At 63.3% G+C, this 17,884-nt stretch carries 22 protein-coding genes and 1 pseudogene; 14 read left to right on the top strand and 9 right to left on the bottom strand.

Going from position 1 to position 17,884, the window contains the following annotated elements:
* Positions 1 to 20 precede the first annotated feature (20 nt).
* From phhA to KI242_RS08400, 6 genes are all read left to right on the top strand, one after another.
* Positions 21 to 812, top strand: a complete 792-nt coding sequence (gene phhA / locus KI242_RS08420; protein ID WP_011059947.1) for a phenylalanine 4-monooxygenase — start codon at positions 21 to 23, stop codon at positions 810 to 812.
* Between the two features lie 70 nt (positions 813 to 882).
* On the top strand, positions 883 to 1,239 hold the full coding sequence (locus KI242_RS08415) for a 4a-hydroxytetrahydrobiopterin dehydratase (protein WP_007930096.1): 357 nt from the start codon (positions 883 to 885) through the stop codon (positions 1,237 to 1,239).
* Complete coding sequence (locus KI242_RS08410; RefSeq protein ID WP_053156918.1) at positions 1,239 to 2,429, top strand: amino acid aminotransferase; 1,191 nt, start codon at positions 1,239 to 1,241, stop codon at positions 2,427 to 2,429. The genes KI242_RS08415 and KI242_RS08410 overlap by 1 nt, the downstream gene beginning before the upstream one ends.
* Before the next feature lie 194 nt (positions 2,430 to 2,623).
* The gene (locus KI242_RS31965; protein ID WP_015634613.1) at positions 2,624 to 2,755 is read left to right on the top strand and encodes a hypothetical protein; all 132 of its coding nucleotides are present in this window, start codon (positions 2,624 to 2,626) and stop codon (positions 2,753 to 2,755) included.
* An 83-nt stretch (positions 2,756 to 2,838) separates the two neighbouring features.
* Positions 2,839 to 3,021 (top strand): hypothetical protein, encoded by a 183-nt coding sequence (locus KI242_RS08405; protein ID WP_072444233.1) that lies wholly within the window; start codon positions 2,839 to 2,841, stop codon positions 3,019 to 3,021.
* A 116-nt stretch (positions 3,022 to 3,137) separates the two neighbouring features.
* Positions 3,138 to 4,337, top strand: a complete 1,200-nt coding sequence (locus tag KI242_RS08400; RefSeq protein WP_011059944.1) for an MFS transporter — start codon at positions 3,138 to 3,140, stop codon at positions 4,335 to 4,337.
* Here KI242_RS08400 and arfB read toward each other — a convergent pair.
* The 3 genes from arfB to KI242_RS08385 form a co-directional block, all read right to left on the bottom strand.
* The gene (gene arfB, locus KI242_RS08395) at positions 4,334 to 4,747 is read right to left on the bottom strand and encodes an alternative ribosome rescue aminoacyl-tRNA hydrolase ArfB (RefSeq protein ID WP_212806052.1); all 414 of its coding nucleotides are present in this window, start codon (positions 4,745 to 4,747) and stop codon (positions 4,334 to 4,336) included. The genes KI242_RS08400 and arfB overlap by 4 nt on opposite strands.
* Before the next feature lie 204 nt (positions 4,748 to 4,951).
* Positions 4,952 to 6,373 carry an amino acid permease gene (locus KI242_RS08390; protein WP_011059942.1) on the bottom strand — a complete coding sequence of 474 codons (1,422 nt, stop codon included), beginning with the start codon at positions 6,371 to 6,373 and terminating at the stop codon, positions 4,952 to 4,954.
* A gap of 651 nt (positions 6,374 to 7,024) precedes the next feature.
* Positions 7,025 to 7,345 (bottom strand): hypothetical protein, encoded by a 321-nt coding sequence (locus KI242_RS08385; RefSeq protein ID WP_134532568.1) that lies wholly within the window; start codon positions 7,343 to 7,345, stop codon positions 7,025 to 7,027.
* Between the two features lie 49 nt (positions 7,346 to 7,394).
* On the opposite strand from KI242_RS08385, the gene KI242_RS08380 reads away from it, so the two are divergent.
* Together KI242_RS08380 and KI242_RS08375 are read left to right on the top strand one after the other, a co-directional pair.
* Entirely contained in the window at positions 7,395 to 7,532 is a 138-nt protein-coding gene (locus KI242_RS08380) for a hypothetical protein (protein ID WP_011059941.1), read from the top strand.
* 63 nt (positions 7,533 to 7,595) lie between these two features.
* A pseudogene (locus tag KI242_RS08375) lies at positions 7,596 to 8,560 on the top strand (leucyl aminopeptidase).
* Between the two features lie 139 nt (positions 8,561 to 8,699).
* Here the strand turns inward: KI242_RS08375 and rluB are convergent.
* The 6 genes from rluB to KI242_RS08345 all read right to left on the bottom strand — a co-directional run bounded on the left by rluB (position 8,700) and on the right by KI242_RS08345 (position 13,653).
* Positions 8,700 to 9,890, bottom strand: coding sequence for a 23S rRNA pseudouridine(2605) synthase RluB (rluB, locus tag KI242_RS08370; RefSeq protein WP_015634611.1), 1,191 nt, complete (start codon positions 9,888 to 9,890; stop codon positions 8,700 to 8,702).
* 145 nt (positions 9,891 to 10,035) lie between these two features.
* A complete protein-coding gene (locus KI242_RS08365; protein ID WP_011059938.1) occupies positions 10,036 to 10,227 on the bottom strand; it encodes a DUF1289 domain-containing protein in 192 nt (63 codons plus the stop codon).
* Positions 10,228 to 10,304: 77 nt separating this feature from the next.
* Positions 10,305 to 11,318, bottom strand: a complete 1,014-nt coding sequence (scpB, locus tag KI242_RS08360) for an SMC-Scp complex subunit ScpB (RefSeq protein ID WP_212806051.1) — start codon at positions 11,316 to 11,318, stop codon at positions 10,305 to 10,307.
* Between the two features lie 12 nt (positions 11,319 to 11,330).
* Entirely contained in the window at positions 11,331 to 12,029 is a 699-nt protein-coding gene (locus tag KI242_RS08355; RefSeq protein WP_169893818.1) for a ScpA family protein, read from the bottom strand.
* A gap of 120 nt (positions 12,030 to 12,149) precedes the next feature.
* Positions 12,150 to 12,779, bottom strand: a complete 630-nt coding sequence (locus KI242_RS08350; protein WP_011059935.1) for an L-threonylcarbamoyladenylate synthase — start codon at positions 12,777 to 12,779, stop codon at positions 12,150 to 12,152.
* A 13-nt stretch (positions 12,780 to 12,792) separates the two neighbouring features.
* The gene (locus KI242_RS08345; RefSeq protein WP_011059934.1) at positions 12,793 to 13,653 is read right to left on the bottom strand and encodes a PHP domain-containing protein; all 861 of its coding nucleotides are present in this window, start codon (positions 13,651 to 13,653) and stop codon (positions 12,793 to 12,795) included.
* An 87-nt stretch (positions 13,654 to 13,740) separates the two neighbouring features.
* On the opposite strand from KI242_RS08345, the gene KI242_RS08340 reads away from it, so the two are divergent.
* From KI242_RS08340 to KI242_RS08315, 6 genes are all read left to right on the top strand, one after another.
* A complete protein-coding gene (locus tag KI242_RS08340; RefSeq protein WP_011059933.1) occupies positions 13,741 to 14,337 on the top strand; it encodes a septation protein A in 597 nt (198 codons plus the stop codon).
* Between the two features lies 1 nt (position 14,338).
* Entirely contained in the window at positions 14,339 to 14,638 is a 300-nt protein-coding gene (locus KI242_RS08335) for a YciI family protein (protein ID WP_011059932.1), read from the top strand.
* A gap of 110 nt (positions 14,639 to 14,748) precedes the next feature.
* Positions 14,749 to 15,159, top strand: a complete 411-nt coding sequence (locus KI242_RS08330) for a translation initiation factor 2 (RefSeq protein ID WP_019093743.1) — start codon at positions 14,749 to 14,751, stop codon at positions 15,157 to 15,159.
* Between the two features lie 7 nt (positions 15,160 to 15,166).
* Positions 15,167 to 15,844: a response regulator transcription factor gene (locus tag KI242_RS08325; RefSeq protein WP_011059931.1), complete on the top strand. Its 678-nt coding sequence runs from the start codon at positions 15,167 to 15,169 to the stop codon at positions 15,842 to 15,844.
* Between the two features lie 143 nt (positions 15,845 to 15,987).
* Entirely contained in the window at positions 15,988 to 16,425 is a 438-nt protein-coding gene (locus KI242_RS08320; RefSeq protein ID WP_015634603.1) for a hypothetical protein, read from the top strand.
* A 66-nt stretch (positions 16,426 to 16,491) separates the two neighbouring features.
* Positions 16,492 to 17,832 carry a HAMP domain-containing sensor histidine kinase gene (locus KI242_RS08315; protein WP_077933578.1) on the top strand — a complete coding sequence of 447 codons (1,341 nt, stop codon included), beginning with the start codon at positions 16,492 to 16,494 and terminating at the stop codon, positions 17,830 to 17,832.
* Positions 17,833 to 17,884 lie beyond the last annotated feature (52 nt).

The raw sequence follows: 17,884 nt of genomic DNA, 5'->3' as shown, positions 1-17,884 counted from the left end.
TCCCCTGGCAGGAGAGCAGCATGAAGCAGACGCAGTACGTGGCCCGCGAGCCCGACGCGCAAGGTTTTATCGACTATCCACCCGAAGAGCACGCGGTGTGGAACACCCTGATCACACGCCAGTTGAAAGTGATCGAGGGTCGTGCGTGCCAGGAATACCTGGACGGCATCGACAAGCTCGGCTTGCCCCACGACCGTATTCCGCAACTGGGCGAAATCAACAAGGTCCTGGGTGAAACCACCGGCTGGCAAGTGGCCCGGGTACCAGCGCTGATCCCCTTCCAGACTTTCTTCGAACTGCTGGCCAGCAAGCGCTTTCCCGTGGCGACCTTCATTCGCACCCGCGAAGAACTCGACTACCTGCAAGAGCCGGACATCTTCCACGAGATCTTTGGCCACTGCCCGCTGCTGACCAACCCCTGGTTCGCCGAATTCACCCACACCTACGGCAAGCTCGGCCTACAAGCCACCAAGGAAGAGCGGGTGTACCTTGCGCGCCTGTACTGGATGACCATCGAGTTCGGCCTGGTGGACACCCCGGCCGGGCGGCGCATCTATGGCGGCGGCATCCTGTCCTCGCCCAAGGAGACCGTGTACAGCTTGTCCGAAGAGCCGGAACACCAGGCCTTCGACCCGCTGGAAGCCATGCGCACGCCGTATCGCATCGACATCCTGCAGCCGATCTATTTCACCCTGCCCAACCTCAAGCGCCTGTTCGACCTGGCCCACGAAGACATCATGGCCCTGGTCCACCAAGGCATGCAGCTGGGCCTGCACGCCCCCAAGTTTCCGCCAAAACCCAAGGCGGCCTGAGCGGCCCGCACTCGCGAGCCGCTGCGAAAGATAGTAACTTCCAACAAGAATTGAATCCTGGGAACCCACCATGACCGCTCTGAACCAAGCCCATTGCGAAGCCTGCCGTGCCGATGCTCCTCAAGTCAGCGACGAAGAACTGCCGGTACTGATCAAGCAGATCCCTGACTGGAACATCGAAGTTCGCGATGGCGTGATGCAGCTGGAAAAAGTCTTCCTGTTCAAGAACTTCAAATTTGCCCTGGCCTTCACCAACGCCATGGGCGAGATCTCCGAGGCCGAAGGCCACCACCCGGGCCTGCTCACCGAGTGGGGCAAGGTCACCGTGACCTGGTGGAGCCACTCGATCAAGGGCCTGCACCGCAACGACTTCATCATGGCAGCCCGCACCGATGAAGTGGCCAAGACCGCAGAAGGACGCAAGTAATGCACTTCGACGCCATCGGCCGGGTTCCCGGCGACCCGATTCTCGGCCTGATGGGGGCCTACGCCAACGATCCCAACCCGCGCAAGTTCGACCTCGGCGTGGGGGTCTACAAGGACTCCCAGGGCCTGACGCCGATCCCGCGCTCGGTGAAGCTGGCCGAACAGCGCCTGGTGGACAGCCAGGACACCAAGATCTACATCGGCGGCCATGGCGACGCGGCCTTCGGCAAGGTGATCAATGAACTGGTACTGGGCAGCGATTCGAAACTGATCGCCACCCAGCGTGCGGGCGCCACGCAAACCCCGGGCGGCACTGGCGCCCTGCGCCTGAGTGCCGACTTCATCGCCCACTGCCTGCCGGGCCGTGGCGTGTGGCTGAGCAACCCGACCTGGCCGATCCACGAGACCATCTTTGCCGCGGCCGGGGTCAAGGTCAGTCACTACCCCTATGTGGGCAGCGACAACCGCCTGGACGTCGAGGCCATGCTGGCGACCCTGAACCAGGTGCCCGAGGGCGACGTGGTGCTGCTGCACGCCTGCTGCCACAACCCCACCGGCTTCGACCTCGGCCACGCCGACTGGCAACGCGTGCTGGACGTGGTACGCAGCCGCAAGCTGCTGCCGCTGATCGACTTCGCCTACCAGGGCTTCGGCGACGGCCTGGAGCAGGATGCCTGGGCAGTGCGGCTGTTCGCCGCCGAACTGCCGGAAGTGCTGATCACCAGCTCCTGCTCGAAGAACTTCGGCCTGTACCGCGACCGGACCGGCGCTTTGATCGTCTGCACCCAGGACGCCGAGAAACTGCTCGATGTGCGCAGCCAACTGGCCCATATCGCCCGTAACCTGTGGTCCACGCCACCGGATCACGGCGCGGCGGTGGTCGCCACCATCCTCGGCGACCCGGAGCTGAAAAGCCTCTGGGCCGACGAAGTGGAAACCATGCGCCTGCGGATCGCGCAACTGCGCGCCGGCCTGCTGGAGGCCTTGCAGCCTTACGGCCTGGCCGAACGTTTCGCGCATATCGGCGTGCAACGGGGAATGTTCTCCTACACCGGCCTGAGCCCTGCCCAGGTCCAGGAACTGCGTGACCACCACAGCGTGTACATGGTCAGCTCCGGCCGCGCCAACGTGGCCGGGATCGACGCCAGCCGCCTGGACTTGCTGGCTGAAGCCATCGCCCGGGTCGTATAGCAACTTGCGCACCGTCACAGGCAGCCCTCTGGCTGCCTGTGACGGCAAGCCGCACCACTCGATGAAATCCCTTTCATCCCAAAAAGCGCGATAAAAATCTTTTTGTCATTTCCAGTGCTGTATCCTGCCCAAGCTTTTTAAAAGCGCGGATCTACCCAGCGATTTAAAAAACAGACTTTGCGAGGAGCAACGACATGCATGAGATCCCGAATCTCCCCTTCCCAAGCCTGCACGAAACTGAGCAGACAACTCCGCCACAAGCCAGTGCCGACAAGCCTGTAGTGCAAGAAGCCGCCGACAGCCGCAAGGCCGACAGCGAAGACTGAAAGCTGTAACCAGACCGTGTGGAAAGCGCTACTCAAGCGCTTTCCACACCGCCTGAAACCCTCCTCCCGAGCCCCGCCGCACCATGACCGAATCCTTCAGCGAAACCCAAGCCAGCGTGCTGATCGGCACTGCCGAACAGATGATCGACGTGTGGAATCGCCTCAGCGATGAAAAACAGGCCGCCCTGCTGGCCCGCTTCGGCACCCAGGAAAATGCCCTGGCCGCCTTGGTCACCACCCGGTTGCTGGGCAACAATGACGCCTGAACCGACTCCGGCCAGGTAAAAACCTGAACAACACGTCGATTTCCCCCACAACCCCTCCCTGCACATCGGTATCATAAGCAGCCTATCTATTGAGCTGTCGCAGTGGTCCCCTTCCCATGCCAGATACCCAGCGCCCCTTGACGGTCACGCTGCACGTCGTCTCCATCGTCCTGTTCACCTTTATCGGCTACCTGAATATCGGCATTCCGCTGGCAGTATTGCCGGGCTACGTGCACAGCGAGCTGGGCTTTGGCGCGGTGATCGCCGGCCTGGTGATCAGCGTGCAATACCTGGCCACCCTGCTCAGCCGGCCCTATGCCGGGCGCATCATCGACAATCTGGGCAGCAAGCGCGCGGTGATGTACGGCCTGGCCGGCTGCGGCTTGAGCGGGGTGTTCATGCTGCTTTCGGCCTGGCTGCACAACCTGCCGACCCTGAGCCTGATCAGCCTGCTGATCGGCCGCCTGGTCCTGGGCAGCGCGGAAAGCCTGGTGGGCTCGGGTTCCATCGGCTGGGGCATCGGCCGGGTCGGGGCGCAGAATACCGCCAAGGTGATTTCCTGGAACGGCATCGCCAGCTACGGCGCCCTGGCCATTGGCGCGCCGCTGGGGGTGTGGCTGGTAAGCCGGCTGGGGCTGTGGAGCATGGGAGCGAGCATCATCCTGCTGGCGCTGCTCGGCCTGCTGCTGGCCTGGCCGAAACTCGCCGCGCCGATCGTTGCCGGCGAGCGCTTGCCGTTCATCCACGTGCTGGGCAAGGTGTTTCCCCACGGCTGCGGCCTGGCCCTGGGCTCCATCGGCTTTGGCACCATCGCCACCTTCATCACCCTGTACTACGCCACCCGACACTGGGACAACGCCGTACTGTGCCTGAGCCTGTTCGGTGCCAGCTTCATCGGCGCGCGACTGCTGTTCGGCAACCTGATCAACCGCCTCGGCGGCTTTCGCGTGGCGATTGCCTGCCTGTCGGTGGAAACCCTCGGCCTGTTGCTGCTGTGGCTGGCCCCGGATGCCAATTGGGCCCTGGCCGGCGCAGCCCTGAGCGGCTTCGGCTTCTCCCTGGTATTCCCGGCCCTGGGGGTGGAAGCGGTGAACCTGGTGCCAGCCTCCAGCCGCGGCGCGGCAGTGGGGGCCTACTCGCTGTTCATCGACCTGTCGCTGGGCATCACCGGCCCGCTGGCGGGGGCGATTGCTGCCGGTTTCGGCTTTGCCTCGATCTTCCTGTTCGCCGCCATCGCTGCCTGCACCGGCCTGGTGCTGAGCCTGTACCTGTACCACCAGGCGCCCAAGCTGCGCCAGGAACGCGAGGCGCGCTAGAAGTCCACTTTGCCGCGCCCGGCCTTGATGCTGCCGCGCTTGGCCTTGGTCTCCAGGCGGCGCTTCTTCGAACCCAGGGTCGGCTTGGTCGGGCGGCGCTTCTTCTCCACCTTGATGGCGCTGAGAATCAGCTCGGTGAGGCGCTCCAGGGCATCGGCGCGGTTCTGCTCCTGGGTGCGGTACTGCTGGGCCTTGAGAATGATCACGCCGTCACCGGTGATGCGGCTGTCGCGCAACGCCAGCAGGCGCTCCTTGTAGAACGGAGGCAGGGAGGAAGCCGGAATGTCGAAGCGCAGGTGCACCGCGCTGGACACCTTGTTGACGTTCTGCCCACCGGCGCCCTGGGCACGGATGGCGGTCAGCTCGATCTCGGCATCCGGCAGATGCACGTTGTTGGAAATCACCAGCATGGAACAGGAATCCGTCTTCAGGGCGCATAGGATACCCCCATTCCCCACGCTCTTGCGGGCCTCTTCGCTGGCAAGCCAGCCCCCTACAGCGGGCAGGCACACCGTAGGAGCCGGCTTGCCGGCGAAAGCGATCTCAGCCCCCGACAAAAATCACGGCCATGAAAAACCCGGCCGGAGCCGGGTTAGTCGTTGCCAGGGCCGCGCTTACTTCAGCGAAGCACTGGCTGCCTGCAGCGCGTGCTGGGCACTGCGCTTGTTCTTGATGCAGTAGCAGACCCACATGAACACCACCCACACCGGGATCGCGTACACCGAGATCTGGATGCCCGGGATCATCAGCATGATGCCCAGGATGAACACCACGAACGCCAGGCAGACGTAGTTGCCGTAGGGGTACCACAGCGCCTTGAACAGCGAGGTCTGGCCGGTACGCTCCATGTGCTGGCGGAACTTGAAGTGCGAGTAGCTGATCATCGCCCAGTTGATCACCAGGGTCGCCACCACCAGGGACATCAGCAGCTCCAGGGCGTGCTGCGGAATCAGGTAGTTGAGCACCACGGCGACGAAGGTCACCAGCGCCGAAGCGAGGATCGACATCACCGGCACGCCGCGCTTGTCGATCTTGGCCAGGGCCTTGGGCGCATCGCCCTGCTCGGCCATGCCCAGGAGCATGCGGCTGTTGCAATAGGTGCCGCTGTTGTACACCGACAGCGCCGCGGTCAGGACCACGAAGTTGAGGATGTGCGCCGCGGTGTTGCTGCCCAGCATCGAGAACACCTGGACGAACGGGCTGCCGCTGTAGGCATCGCCGGAAGCGTTCAGGGTCACCAGCAGGGTGTCCCACGGCGTCAGCGACAGCAGCACCACCAGGGCGCCGATGTAGAAAATCAGGATGCGATAGATCACCTGGTTGATCGCCTTGGGGATCACGGTCTTCGGCTTGTCGGCTTCCGCTGCAGTGAAACCGAGCATTTCCAGGCCGCCGAAGGAGAACATGATGATTGCCATGGCCATCACCAGGCCGCTGACCCCATTGGGGAAGAAGCCGCCGTGGGACCACAGGTTGCTCACCGAGGCCTGCGGGCCGCCGTGGCCACTGACCAGCAGGTAGCTGCCCAGGGCGATCATGCCGACGATGGCGACCACCTTGATGATGGCGAACCAGAACTCGGCCTCGCCGAAGACCTTGACGTTGGCCAGGTTGATGGCGTTGATCATGACGAAGAACACGGCTGCCGAGGCCCAGGTCGGGACGTCCGGCCACCAGTAGTGCACATACTTGCCGACCGCGGTCAGCTCCGACATGCCCACCAGGATATAGAGGATCCAGCAGTTCCAGCCCGAGAGGAAACCGGCAAAGCCGCCCCAGTATTTATGGGCAAAGTGGCTGAAGGAGCCGGCCACCGGCTCCTCGACGATCATCTCGCCGAGCTGGCGCATGATCATGAAAGCGATGAAACCGCAGATGGCATAACCGAGGATCATCGACGGGCCGGCGGACTTGAGCACCCCGGCCGACCCCAGGAACAAACCGGTACCAATCGCGCCGCCCAGGGCGATCAGTTGAATATGGCGATTCTTCAGGCCGCGTTTCAGCTCGCCCGAATGCGAGTTTTGTCCACTCATGAAAAGGCTCTCACGCAAGGTAATGTGTGTCAGACGTTGCCGCCCGGTAAAGGCTTAAGCGGCGCGGATCAAACCCCAGCGCAGGCACCAGAAGTTCAGCGTTCTTTTAACGGTCATGCGTCACCTGTTTGTTTTTATCTGTGACGAAATCGAACCCACCACGCTCGTGACGCGGCGGAGTGAACAAGGTGGATAACCTTGAGTTTATTGGCCTTGCAGCGAGCTCTTCAGCGCCTCGCAAGCGGTCTGGAAAGCACGTTTCAGGCGCAAAATGCGCGGGTACGCAGTTGGGTCACAGTTAAAACGCCGCGCATTGTACACCCCTGACTCCCTGCCGCCAGACACCGCTTTCTCAGCGTGCCGGTAACCGGAATCCTGCGGGGCCAGCCCGATGCTCGGCATCGGCGGCGCGAAAGTGGACGGACCGAGTGGGATCGTCGATGAATGAGCGAAGGCCATCGCCCATCGAAGGGTGTGGGTGAAAATCGGTTACGGCGTTCATTGCGCCTCCTTCTTGTTATGCACCTGTACGCAGGCAGATGTGCATCTCACCTGCCTTGGCGCCCCGGAACAAGCGGGCTAGAGCCTCGGCGGCGGCTTTCCCGAACAACTGCCGGCAGCTTTTCCTTACAGCACATCCATCGCCGCGGATTACAGGCGGATCACGGCGCATTTCGTAATTTTTTCTTTACGAGGCGTAACGATAAATTGCCAAACCAGATCAACTGGCGAACCGACTGCAAATTGACACCCACGCCGCCCGACAAGCGGAAAAGCCTTAGCTTTTTGTTTTCTGGGAATAAATATTTCACCTAAAAATAGAAAATAAAGTTCAGCAGAAAATAATCTAATTATTTTTTTGCACTTCAAAATGCCCTGGACTAGGTTTCCAGCCACTTGCCGGCTCAGCCAGCCGACAAGTTCCGGGAGTGGATGAGCGGCCCAGCAACCTTCCCGTTCTCCGCTGTTCAACTGCTCCGCCAATGGACTGCTTACACGCACTGTATCTAGGAGAGACACCATGCAAGCACTGGAACAAGACCTGGAAACCGAACTGCAACTGGACGACTGGTTCGAAGCCGCCACCCATGAAGCAGCAGTGGAAATGATGCAGGCTGACGCGGTGGTGCCATTCGGCACTGCCATGTGGCCGATGTAAGGCGCCCGGACCGGTGCAGGCCTGGTGCCTGCGCCGGTCACCTTTGTCCTCCAGGGAGGTTTTATGGACCAGACCCGCGCCATCCGCCATTTCCTGTACTACCTCGAGCGGCATCCGGCCTTGAGCGGCGCCCAGCCCTCCAAGGTGGTGATCGGCCACACCGCCGAGTACCAGGCCATGGTCAGCGCCATCCTCGAACAGTCGCGCCAGGCCACCCCACTGACAGTCAGCGCCCTGCGCCTGGACCAGGAGCCGGCGGCGACCCTTGCCCAGGCCATCATCGACTGTGACCTGTACATCTTCTTCTACGACTCCTCGACCCTGCCCCAGCCACGCCCCGACGGCCCGGAGTTCCTGCGGCCACTGCATGGGCTGATGGCCGAGCACTGGAAGAAATCCCTGCTGTTCAAGGATTACGGCGAGTACTTCTACGACACCTTCAGCGTCGAGCCGCAACGCATTGCCGACCTCAACGCCACTCTGATCCGCCGCCTGTCCCAGGCCACCACCCTGAGCTTCAGCGACCTTCAGGGCTCATATTTCGAAGCGCCCTTGAACAGCGTGAAGAAATGGACCGACATCAACGGCGTCGGCAACTACGACCTGGCACCGGGGGAAATCGCCACCCACAGCGATGCCATCAACGGCCATGTGAAGTTTCTCGGCACCTTCCTCAGCACCATCCCTTTCGCCCGCAAGTACGGGATACTGAAAGCACCGCTGGAACTGTGGATCGAGAACTCCAGCATCAGCCGGGTGGCCACCGAGGTGCCAGGGCTGGCCAATGACTTCAACAAGTACCTGGATGCCAACCCGTCCAACCGGCGCATAGAGGAACTGGGAATCGGCACCAACGAGGGCATCAGGTCCCTCTACGGGCGCAACTCCGGCTTCGAAGAGCGCCATTGCGGCCTGCACCTGGGCCTGGGGGCGGCGCCAAAGGCAGCCATCACCTGGACCTGATCTTCAGTTCCGGAGTGCTGGCGGTGGATAACAAGCCTGTGTTCGACGGCCAGTTCGCCTTCTAGCGTAGGAGCTGGCAAGCGAAGGCCGCTATCAGCCTGCGCAAGCCGGGCGGCCCGGTTCGCCGGCAAGCCGGCTTCTACGCAGTTGCAGGCAAAAAAAACGCCAACCCGGAGGTTGGCGTTTTTGTCGGCAGGCCGGGAATCACTCCGGCTTGCGGCGACCAAAACCGGGACGCTGGCCGGAACCGGCCGGGGCGCCACGGCGCTTGCCGGACGGGGCGTCCTTGTCCAGCACCAGGCTTGGGCGCTTGGACTTGGGCGCCGGCTTGGCCGGACGCTTGGTGTCCGCCGGGCGGTCGGCCACCGGAGTGCCGCGGCCAGTAGCCGGACGCGGAGCACGGGAGCCACGCTCGCCATCCGGACGGGCAGCCGGCTTGCGGCCAGGACGCTCGCCTTCGATCTGCGGCTCGCGGGAAACACGCGGGGTGGCCGCGCTGCCATTGGCCGGACGCAGGGTGCGCACGCGCTCGCTCTTGCCCACCGGACGCGAGGATTTGCGCTGCATGCGCTCCAGCTTGTCCTTGGACTTGGCATTGAGCTGCGGCATGGCCACCGGCGTCAGGCCGACTTCGGCGCTGAGCACATCGACTTCGTACTGGCTCATTTCGCGCCAGCGGCCCATGGGCAGGTCGGAGTTGAGGAACACCGGACCGAAGCGCACGCGCTTCAGGCGGCTGACCACCAGGCCCTGGGATTCCCACAAGCGGCGCACTTCACGGTTGCGACCTTCCATCACCACGCAGTGGTACCAGTGGTTGAAACCTTCGCCACCGGGCGCCTGCTGAATGTCAGTGAACTTGGCCGGGCCGTCTTCGAGCATGACGCCGGCCTTGAGGCGCTCGATCATCTCGTCGTCGACCTCGCCACGCACACGCACCGCGTACTCACGGTCCATCTCGTAGGAAGGGTGCATCAGGCGGTTGGCCAGCTCACCGTCGGTGGTGAACATCAAAAGACCGGTGGTGTTGATGTCCAGGCGGCCAATGTTGATCCAGCGGCCTTCGCGCGGACGCGGCAGCTTGTCGAACACGGTCGGGCGGCCTTCCGGGTCGTCGCGGGTGCAGATCTCGCCGTCGGGCTTGTTGTACATGATCACGCGGCGCACCGATTCGGCGGCCTCTTCGCGCTTGATCACCTTGCCATCGATGGAAATGGCGTCATGCAGGTCGACGCGCAGGCCCAGGGTGGCCTCTTTGCCGTTGACCTTGATCCGGCCCTGGCTGATCCAGGACTCGACATCGCGGCGCGAGCCGACGCCGATGCGGGCGAGGACTTTCTGCAGTTTTTCGCCGGCTGGACGGATTTCCTGGTCGTTCTGATCGGTATCGCTCATCTGGGCACCTCCCGGTGTGTCGCTTCAGGCTTGAGCGGCCTGAAGGGTGGAAAACAGGGTCTGTGGCGAAGGGATCGCCAAAGGGTCGCGAATCATACGCTCATGGCGGCGGTTGCGCATCACAGACTAGTTGATAAGTCGCCCCTCAGGACTTTTTCCGCCGGCCGGTGGCGCGCAATTGCAGCAGGCGCATGGCGGCTTCAGCCAGCACTTGACGGCGCTCGGCCTTGTCGAGCTTCTTCCAGGCCTTGATCTCACGCTTGCTGCGCCCGCAGCCGATGCAGATGTCATCGCTGAACTTGCACACGCTGATGCAGGGATCCTTGGCAGAACTCATCCATCACCTCTGTAGGAGCCGGCTTGCCGGCGAAAAAAACCGCCAGCCATACGCCGAGCCGGCCAACGACTACAAGGTCAATCGTCCAGCAGGCGGCGTTCGTTTTCGATGGCTTCGGCCAGGGCCAGGGCTTCGGCCTCTTCCTCGCTCAACTGCGGCGTAGCAGGCTCTAGTGCGGCTACTGCGGCGAGCAACTTGGCCCGGGCCTCGGCCACGCCCAGCACATCATCCTCTGCTTCGACCGGCGGCCGGTCCTCGGGTTCGACCGGGAATTCATCGGGCTCATCGGCGAGGACCTCAGATTCGGTCCGGGCCTCCTCCTGCGGGAGATCCGTCACCGGCTCTTGTATCCCTCCCTGCTCCGGTTCCACCACACCATCACGGTGCAAGTCTTCGAAATCGGTCTTGATCCCCTCCTCCATGGAATCCAGCTCCAGCAGCAGGGTATGGAAGCTGGTTTCTTCCTTGGGTTCCTCCGGCTCGGCGCTGGCATCGGCCAGTTGTTGCAGGTGCTCGGGCACCGGCGCGTCGTCGAATTCCAATACCGGCTCGGCCTCGATCTCCCGCAGTTCCGCCAAAGGCGGCAGGTCGTCGAGGTTCTTCAGGTTGAAGTGATCGAGAAACGCCTTGGTGGTGGCGAACATCGCCGGCTTGCCCGGTACGTCGCGATACCCCACCACGCGGACCCACTCACGTTCCAGCAAGGTCTTGACGATATGGCTGTTGACCGCCACGCCACGCACGTCCTCGATCTCGCCCCGGGTGATGGGTTGGCGATAGGCGATCAGGGCCATGGTTTCCAGCATGGCGCGCGAGTAACGCTGTGGGCGCTCTTCCCACAGGCGGCCGACCCAGGGCGCGAACTTCTCGCGGATCTGCAGGCGATAGCCGGAGGCCACTTCCTTGAGCTCGAAGGCCCTCCCTTCGCAGGACTTGCCGAGCAGGGCCAGGGCTTTCTTGAAGACCGCCGGGTCCGGCCGCTCGGCTTCTTCGAAGAGCTCGAACAGGCGTTCCAGGGACTGGGGTTTTCCCGAGGCCAACAGAAAGGCTTCGAGCAGGGGCGCCAGCTCGCGGGGTTCATTCAGGTTCATGATTTAAGCTCGTTATTCGGCTCGCGCCCGTACGTGGATGGCCGCAAAGGGCTCATTCTGCACCAGCTCGACCAGGGATTCCTTGACCAGTTCGAGGATCGCCATGAAGGTCACCACCACCCCCAGGCGCCCTTCCTCGGCGGTGAACAGCTCGACAAAGGGCACGAAACCGCCGCCCTTGAGCCGCTCCAGCACATCGCTCATGCGCTCGCGGGTGGACAGCGCCTCGCGGCTCACCTGATGGCTTTCGAACATGTCGCCACGGCGCAGCACCTCGGCCATGGACATCAGCAACTCTTCCAGGGCCACATCCGGCAGCAGCTTGCGCGCCCGGGCCTCCGGGGCGTCGAGCTTGGGCACCAGCACATCGCGACCGACCCGGCTCAGGCCGTCGATGCCCTCGGCGGCCGCCTTGAAGCGCTCGTATTCCTGCAGGCGGCGGATCAGTTCGGCCCGCGGATCGTCCTCTTCTTCCTCGACCTCGGCTGAGCGCGGCAGGAGCATGCGCGACTTGATCTCGGCAAGCATTGCCGCCATCACCAGGTACTCGGCGGCCAGTTCCAGGCGCACCGACTGCATCAGCTCCACATAACCCATGTACTGGCGGGTGATCTCCGCCACCGGGATGTCGAGGATGTTGATGTTCTGCTTGCGGATCAGGTACAGCAGCAGGTCCAGCGGGCCTTCGAAGGCTTCGAGAAAGACTTCCAGGGCATCCGGGGGGATGTACAGGTCCAGGGGCATTTCCATGACCGCCTGGCCGTAGACCATGGCGAAGGGCAGCTCCTGCTGGGCGCCGGCCTGGTCGTCGACGGTTTCCACTGCGGACATCTAGGCCTCGGCCATGAACGGCGCGGGGTCGCCGCAACCGACGCGGATCACTTCCGGCTCGCCGTCGGCGAGGTTGATCACCGTGGACGACTCGGTGCTGCCGAAACCGCCATCGATGATCAGGTCCACCTGGTGCTCCAGCAACTGGCGCATCTCGTAGGGATCGCTCAGGGCCTCGGTATCACCGGGCATGATCAGGCTGACGCTCATCAGCGGCTCGCCCAGCTCGGCCAGCAGCGCCAGGGCGATCGGGTTGCTCGGCACCCGCAGGCCGATGGTCCGGCGCTTGGGGTGCAGCAGCAGGCGCGGCACTTCCCGGGTGGCGTTGAGAATGAAGGTGTAGGGCCCCGGCACATGGGCCTTGAGCAGACGGAAGGTGCCCGTGTCGATCTTGGCGAACAGGCCCAACTGCGAAAGGTCGCTGCAGATCAGCGCGAAGTTGTGCTTGTCGTCCAGCTGGCGCAGGCGTCGAACCCGTTCGATTGCGCCCTTGTCGCCCATCTGGCAGGCGACGGCGTAGGACGAATCCGTGGGATAGATCACCACACCGCCGCCGCGAATGATCTCGACGGCCTGTTTGATCAGGCGTGGCTGGGGGTTTTCCGGGTGGATCTGGAAAAATTGACTCACTGTCTCTACCTGTTCAGGCGGCAATAATTGGCTCATGTTTGAACCGACACCAAAGGGGCGGCAGGTCTTCCGGGACCGGGCGATACTCACCAATCTCGGACCAGCCTCCAGGGCCATGAAAGTCACTGCCAGCGCTGACCAGCAGTCCGAATTCACGAGCAAGGATAGCCAAACTGCCCACTTGCTCTGCAGGTTGGTGGCCATTGACCACTTCGATAGCATGACCACCGGCTTGAATATAGTCGGCAATCAAGCGGCGACGCTTGCTGCGGGTGAAATCGTAATGCCAGGGATGGGCCAGGCTGACCCAGGCCCCCGCGGCCCGCAGTGTGCCGACGGTTTCTTCCAGGGTCGGCCAGTGCTGCTTGACGTCCCCCAGCTTGCCGGCCCCCAGCCATTTGCGAAACGCCTCGGCGCGATCCTTCACGAAACCGGCACGCACCAGGTAGTCGGCAAAGTGCGGCCGCGCCGGTGCATTGCCACTGTCCCCCAGTTCCTGCTGGATCGCCCGGGCGCCTTCCAGCGCTCCCGGCATGCCCTTGAGGGCCAGCTTGCGGCTGATCTCCTCCGAACGCAGCCAGCGGCCTTCGTGGAGCTTTTCGATGGCTTGCACCAAAGCCGGGGCCTGGGTATCGAAGCCGTAGCCCAGCACATGGATAGTGGCGCCGCCCCAGGTGCAGGAAAGCTCGACGCCATTGACCAGCTGCATGCCCAGTTGCTGCGCCGCCTGGCGCGCTTCGTCCAGCCCTTCGAGGGTGTCGTGGTCGGTCAGGGACAGGATTCGCACGCCTCTCTCGTACGCACGCGCAACCAGAACCGCGGGCGCCAGGGCGCCGTCGGAGGCCGTGCTATGGCAGTGCAAATCAACATTCACAGGACGATAAAACCTCAAGTCAGCTGGCGCTTTCGCTACCAAGGATGTTTGTTATTATGCCGGGACATCCTGCTTCTGGCTGCCACTGTGAAACAATTCATCGACTTCATCCCGCTGTTCCTGTTTTTCATCGTCTATAAAATTGATCCCCGCGTCGTCGACCTTGCCGGTCACGAAGTCACCCTGGGCGGCATCTACAGCGCCACAGCGGTGCTGATCATCAGTTCCCTGGTGGTGTATGGCGCCCTGTTCATCTCCCAGCGCAAGCTGGAAAAAAGCCAGTGGCTGACCCTGATCGCCTGCCTGGTCTTCGGCAGCCTGACCCTGGCCTTCCACAGCGAAACCTTCCTTAAATGGAAAGCTCCGGTGGTCAACTGGCTGTTCGCCCTGGCCTTCATCGGCAGCCACTTCGTCGGCGACCGCCTGCTGATCAAGCGCATCATGGGCCACGCCCTGACGTTGCCAGACCCGGTATGGACCCGCTTGAACATCGCCTGGATCGCCTTCTTCCTGTTCTGCGGCGCCGCCAACCTGTTTGTCGCCTTCACCTTCCAGAGCATCTGGGTCGACTTCAAGGTCTTCGGCAGCCTGGGCATGACCGTATTGTTCCTGGTGGGCCAGGGTATCTACCTCTCGCGCCACCTGCATGACGCCGATCCCACCACCCCGAAAACCGAGGACTGACATGCTTTACGCAATCATTGCCACAGACGTCGCCAACTCCCTGGAAAAACGCCTGGCCAACCGGCCGGCGCACCTGGAGCGGCTGCAAGTGCTCAAGGATCAGGGGCGCGTGGTACTCGCCGGCCCGCACCCGGCGATCGACAGCAATGACCCGGGCGCGGCCGGTTTCAGCGGCAGCCTGATCGTCGCCGAGTTCGACTCCCTGAGCGCCGCCCAGGCCTGGGCCGACGCCGACCCGTTCGTGACCTGCGGCGTCTACGCCCATGTACTGGTCAAGCCGTTCAAGCAATCGATGCCGTAAATCCTCCCGGGTGCGATGAACCTTCGAGGTTCATCGCGCGCTCAATCGCTCATTATTCTCGTTTGACTGCCGACAACCTGCCCAACACTCGATTGGAATCAGGAGTTTCGATGCGCCAAGGTCCGCTGTGCCTGCTGTTGGTCATGTTGTCGATCGGGGCTCCAGCCCTTGCCGAGGAAACCCAGGACACCGGCCATTCCACGCCGCTGTCCCTGAGCGCCGGCAGTCAGATCACCGAGTTGCAGCAACGCTTGAAAGAAAGCGAGCGCCTGCGCGATGAACTGAGCAAACAATTGCAAAATACCGATGCCGAACGGGAAAGCCCCCAACTGACCCGCTTGCGCCAGGAGAACCAGCGCCTCAAGCTGCAACTCAAAGAGGCCCAGGCCAACCCGGCACCCCGCCTGTTGACCGATCAACAGCAGTGGTTCGTCACCGGCGGCGGCGTGGCCCTGCTGGCCCTGCTCTGCGGGATCTTCGCCAGTGGCGGGCATCGCAAGCGTCGACAATGGCTAAATTGAGAGATTCATGAGCGACCTGTTACTGATTGATGATGACCAGGAGCTGTGCGAGCTCCTGAGCAGCTGGCTGAGCCAGGAAGGTTTTCTGGTGCGGGCCTGCCACGATGGCCTGAGCGCCCGTCGCGCCCTGGCCGAAACGGCGCCGTCAGCGGTGGTACTGGACGTGATGCTGCCCGACGGCAGCGGCCTGGAGCTGCTCAAGCAACTGCGCAATGAGCACCCCGACCTGCCGGTGCTGATGCTCTCGGCCCGTGGCGAACCCCTGGACCGCATCCTCGGCCTGGAACTGGGTGCCGACGATTACCTGGCCAAGCCCTGCGACCCCCGTGAACTCACCGCCCGCCTGCGTGCCGTACTGCGCCGCAGCCATCCGGTGGCGGCCTCCAGCCAGATGGAACTGGGCGACCTGTGCTTCAGCCCGCTGCGCGGTGTGGTCAACATCGACGAGCAGGACATTACCCTGACCGTTTCCGAAAGCCGCCTGCTCGAAGCCCTGCTCAAGCAACCGGGCGAGCCCCTGGACAAGCAGGAACTGGCGCAGATCGCCCTGGGCCGCAAGCTGACCCTGTATGACCGCAGCCTGGACATGCATGTCAGCAACCTGCGCAAGAAGATCGGCCCGCACCCCGACGGCCGTCCACGGATCGTCGCCCTGCGCAGCCGCGGCTACTACTACAGCCTCTGACCCCGATGTGCCCTGGCAGATATGTCAGGGCCGTGAAATACCTTCTTTACCCAAGCTTTACCCTCCGCTGACTGCCGCTGACCTTGATCTGGGTAACCTGAACTCATCCGGAACTTACCGGGAATGAGACAAGGAGATACACCATGCGCAAGACCCTGATCGCTCTGATGTTCGCCGCCGCCCTGCCAACCGTGGCCATGGCCATGCCGGAAGGTCACGGCCCGATGGGCCCCATGGACGGCCCTCGGCACAGCGAGCACATGCGCGGCAAAGGCCCTTTCAGCCAACTGGACCTGAGCCGTGAACAGCGCCAGCAGATCGGCAAGCTGATGGGCGAGCAAATGCACGACCGCAAGGCCGTGGTGGAAAAGTACCTGGAGAAACTCTCGCCGGCCGACCAGAAAGCCATGAAGGATGAGCTGACCGCCAAGCACCAGAAGACCCAGGCCGATATCCGCGCCCTGCTCAAGCCAGAGCAGCAGAAAGAGTTTGACGCCATCGTCAAGAAACAAGAGGAGCGTCGCGCCGAATGGGCCGAGTTCAAGGCCTGGAAAGCGCAGCAACCGCAAAAAGCGCAATAATGCGTTAGCGTCCACCCCCAGCCCAGTGGCCTCCCCCCACTGGGCTTTCGCGTTCGAGGAGTTCCTGTGCGTTCATTGTTCTGGCGCATCCTGGCCAGCTTCTGGCTGGCCATCACCCTGGTTGCAGGGCTGTCGATCCTGCTCGGGCACATGCTCAACCAGGATGCCTGGATCCTCAGCCGTCACCCCGGCCTCAACAGCCTGACCGAGGAATGGACACAGACCTACGAGAACCAGGGCGAGGACGCTGCCCAGGACATCCTCCAGCAGCGCAAGCGCCAGTACCACATCGATGTCCAGGTGCTCAACGAGAGCGGCGACCCAGTGGTTCGCGGCACCTTCCCGCGCCGCGCCGCGGCCTTCGAAGCCCGGCAGAACAATGACGACCGGCACCTGCCCTGGCGCCGCCTGACGGCGGAATACACCAGCCCGAAAACCGGCGACACCTACCTGTTCATCTATCGCATCCCCCATCCGGAACTGGACGCCTGGCACCGCGACAGCCTGACCTGGCCCCTCAGCGCCCTGGCCATCGCCCTGGTGGTGCTGACCCTGTTCAGCCTCCTGGTCACCCTGTCCATCACTCGTCCCCTGAGCCGCCTGCGCGGCGCGGTACACGACCTGGGCCAGGCCACCTACCAGCAGAACAGCCTGGCGCGCCTGTCCAACCGCCGCGACGAATTCGGTGTACTGGCCCGGGACTTCAACCGCATGGGCTCGCGCCTGCAGAGCCTGATCGGCAGCCAGCGCCAACTGCTGCGGGACGTGTCCCACGAACTGCGCTCGCCCCTGGCCCGCCTGCGCATCGCCCTGGCATTGGCGGAACGGGCCGCCCCCGAAGAACGGGAAAAGCTCTGGCCGCGGCTGACCCGCGAATGTGACCGCCTGGAAGCGCTGATCAGCGAGATTCTGGTGTTGGCCCGGGTCGATGCGGACAACGCCAGCGCCGAAGAAGTGGACCTCAACGCCTTGCTGGTCGCCGTGCAGAAAGACGCGCAACTGGCCTGCCCGGAACAGCCGGTGCTGATAACCGCCCCGCCACAGCTGCACCTGCGCGGTTGGCCGACCATGCTGGAGCGGGCAGTGGACAACCTGCTGCGCAACGCTCAGCGCTTCAACCCCGCCGGGCAAGCGATCGAAGTCACGGCCCAACGCCAGGGCGAGAAGATCCAGATCAGCGTGCGCGATCATGGACCCGGCGTAGAAGCCGAGCACTTGAGCCAGCTGGGAGAGCCCTTCTTCCGCGCCCCGGGGCAAAGCGCTCCGGGCCATGGCCTGGGGCTGGCCATCGCCCGCCGCGCCGCAGAGCGTCACGGTGGCAGCCTGCTGCTGGCCAACCATCCTCAGGACGGATTCATCGCCACCCTGGAACTGCCCCTGGTCCCCGGCGCCGTGGTGCAGGCCTGAACGCAACGCGGGCAAGCCGCTGCCGCCGGGTCCGGCAACAGCGGGTTTGCCC

Source organism: Pseudomonas sp. Eqa60 (genome assembly GCF_018326405.1).
Lineage (GTDB): Bacteria > Pseudomonadota > Gammaproteobacteria > Pseudomonadales > Pseudomonadaceae > Aquipseudomonas > Aquipseudomonas protegens.
Note: the sequence above shows the minus strand (reverse complement) of the source record. Positions and strands in the feature narration are given on the sequence as shown.

What these genes read in the sequence shown, in the direction of transcription:
- phhA (WP_011059947.1), top strand. Translation starts at nt 21, where the DNA reads ATGAAGCAGACGCAGTACGTGGCCCGCGAGCCCGACGCGCAAGGTTTT.
- KI242_RS08415 (WP_007930096.1), top strand. Translation starts at nt 883, where the DNA reads ATGACCGCTCTGAACCAAGCCCATTGCGAAGCCTGCCGTGCCGATGCT.
- KI242_RS08410 (WP_053156918.1), top strand. Translation starts at nt 1,239, where the DNA reads ATGCACTTCGACGCCATCGGCCGGGTTCCCGGCGACCCGATTCTCGGC.
- KI242_RS31965 (WP_015634613.1), top strand. Translation starts at nt 2,624, where the DNA reads ATGCATGAGATCCCGAATCTCCCCTTCCCAAGCCTGCACGAAACTGAG.
- KI242_RS08405 (WP_072444233.1), top strand. Translation starts at nt 2,839, where the DNA reads ATGACCGAATCCTTCAGCGAAACCCAAGCCAGCGTGCTGATCGGCACT.
- KI242_RS08400 (WP_011059944.1), top strand. Translation starts at nt 3,138, where the DNA reads ATGCCAGATACCCAGCGCCCCTTGACGGTCACGCTGCACGTCGTCTCC.
- arfB (WP_212806052.1), bottom strand. Translation starts at nt 4,747, where the DNA reads ATGCTGGTGATTTCCAACAACGTGCATCTGCCGGATGCCGAGATCGAG.
- KI242_RS08390 (WP_011059942.1), bottom strand. Translation starts at nt 6,373, where the DNA reads ATGAGTGGACAAAACTCGCATTCGGGCGAGCTGAAACGCGGCCTGAAG.
- KI242_RS08380 (WP_011059941.1), top strand. Translation starts at nt 7,395, where the DNA reads ATGCAAGCACTGGAACAAGACCTGGAAACCGAACTGCAACTGGACGAC.
- rluB (WP_015634611.1), bottom strand. Translation starts at nt 9,890, where the DNA reads ATGAGCGATACCGATCAGAACGACCAGGAAATCCGTCCAGCCGGCGAA.
- KI242_RS08365 (WP_011059938.1), bottom strand. Translation starts at nt 10,227, where the DNA reads ATGAGTTCTGCCAAGGATCCCTGCATCAGCGTGTGCAAGTTCAGCGAT.
- scpB (WP_212806051.1), bottom strand. Translation starts at nt 11,318, where the DNA reads ATGAACCTGAATGAACCCCGCGAGCTGGCGCCCCTGCTCGAAGCCTTT.
- KI242_RS08335 (WP_011059932.1), top strand. Translation starts at nt 14,339, where the DNA reads ATGCTTTACGCAATCATTGCCACAGACGTCGCCAACTCCCTGGAAAAA.
- KI242_RS08330 (WP_019093743.1), top strand. Translation starts at nt 14,749, where the DNA reads ATGCGCCAAGGTCCGCTGTGCCTGCTGTTGGTCATGTTGTCGATCGGG.
- KI242_RS08325 (WP_011059931.1), top strand. Translation starts at nt 15,167, where the DNA reads ATGAGCGACCTGTTACTGATTGATGATGACCAGGAGCTGTGCGAGCTC.
- KI242_RS08320 (WP_015634603.1), top strand. Translation starts at nt 15,988, where the DNA reads ATGCGCAAGACCCTGATCGCTCTGATGTTCGCCGCCGCCCTGCCAACC.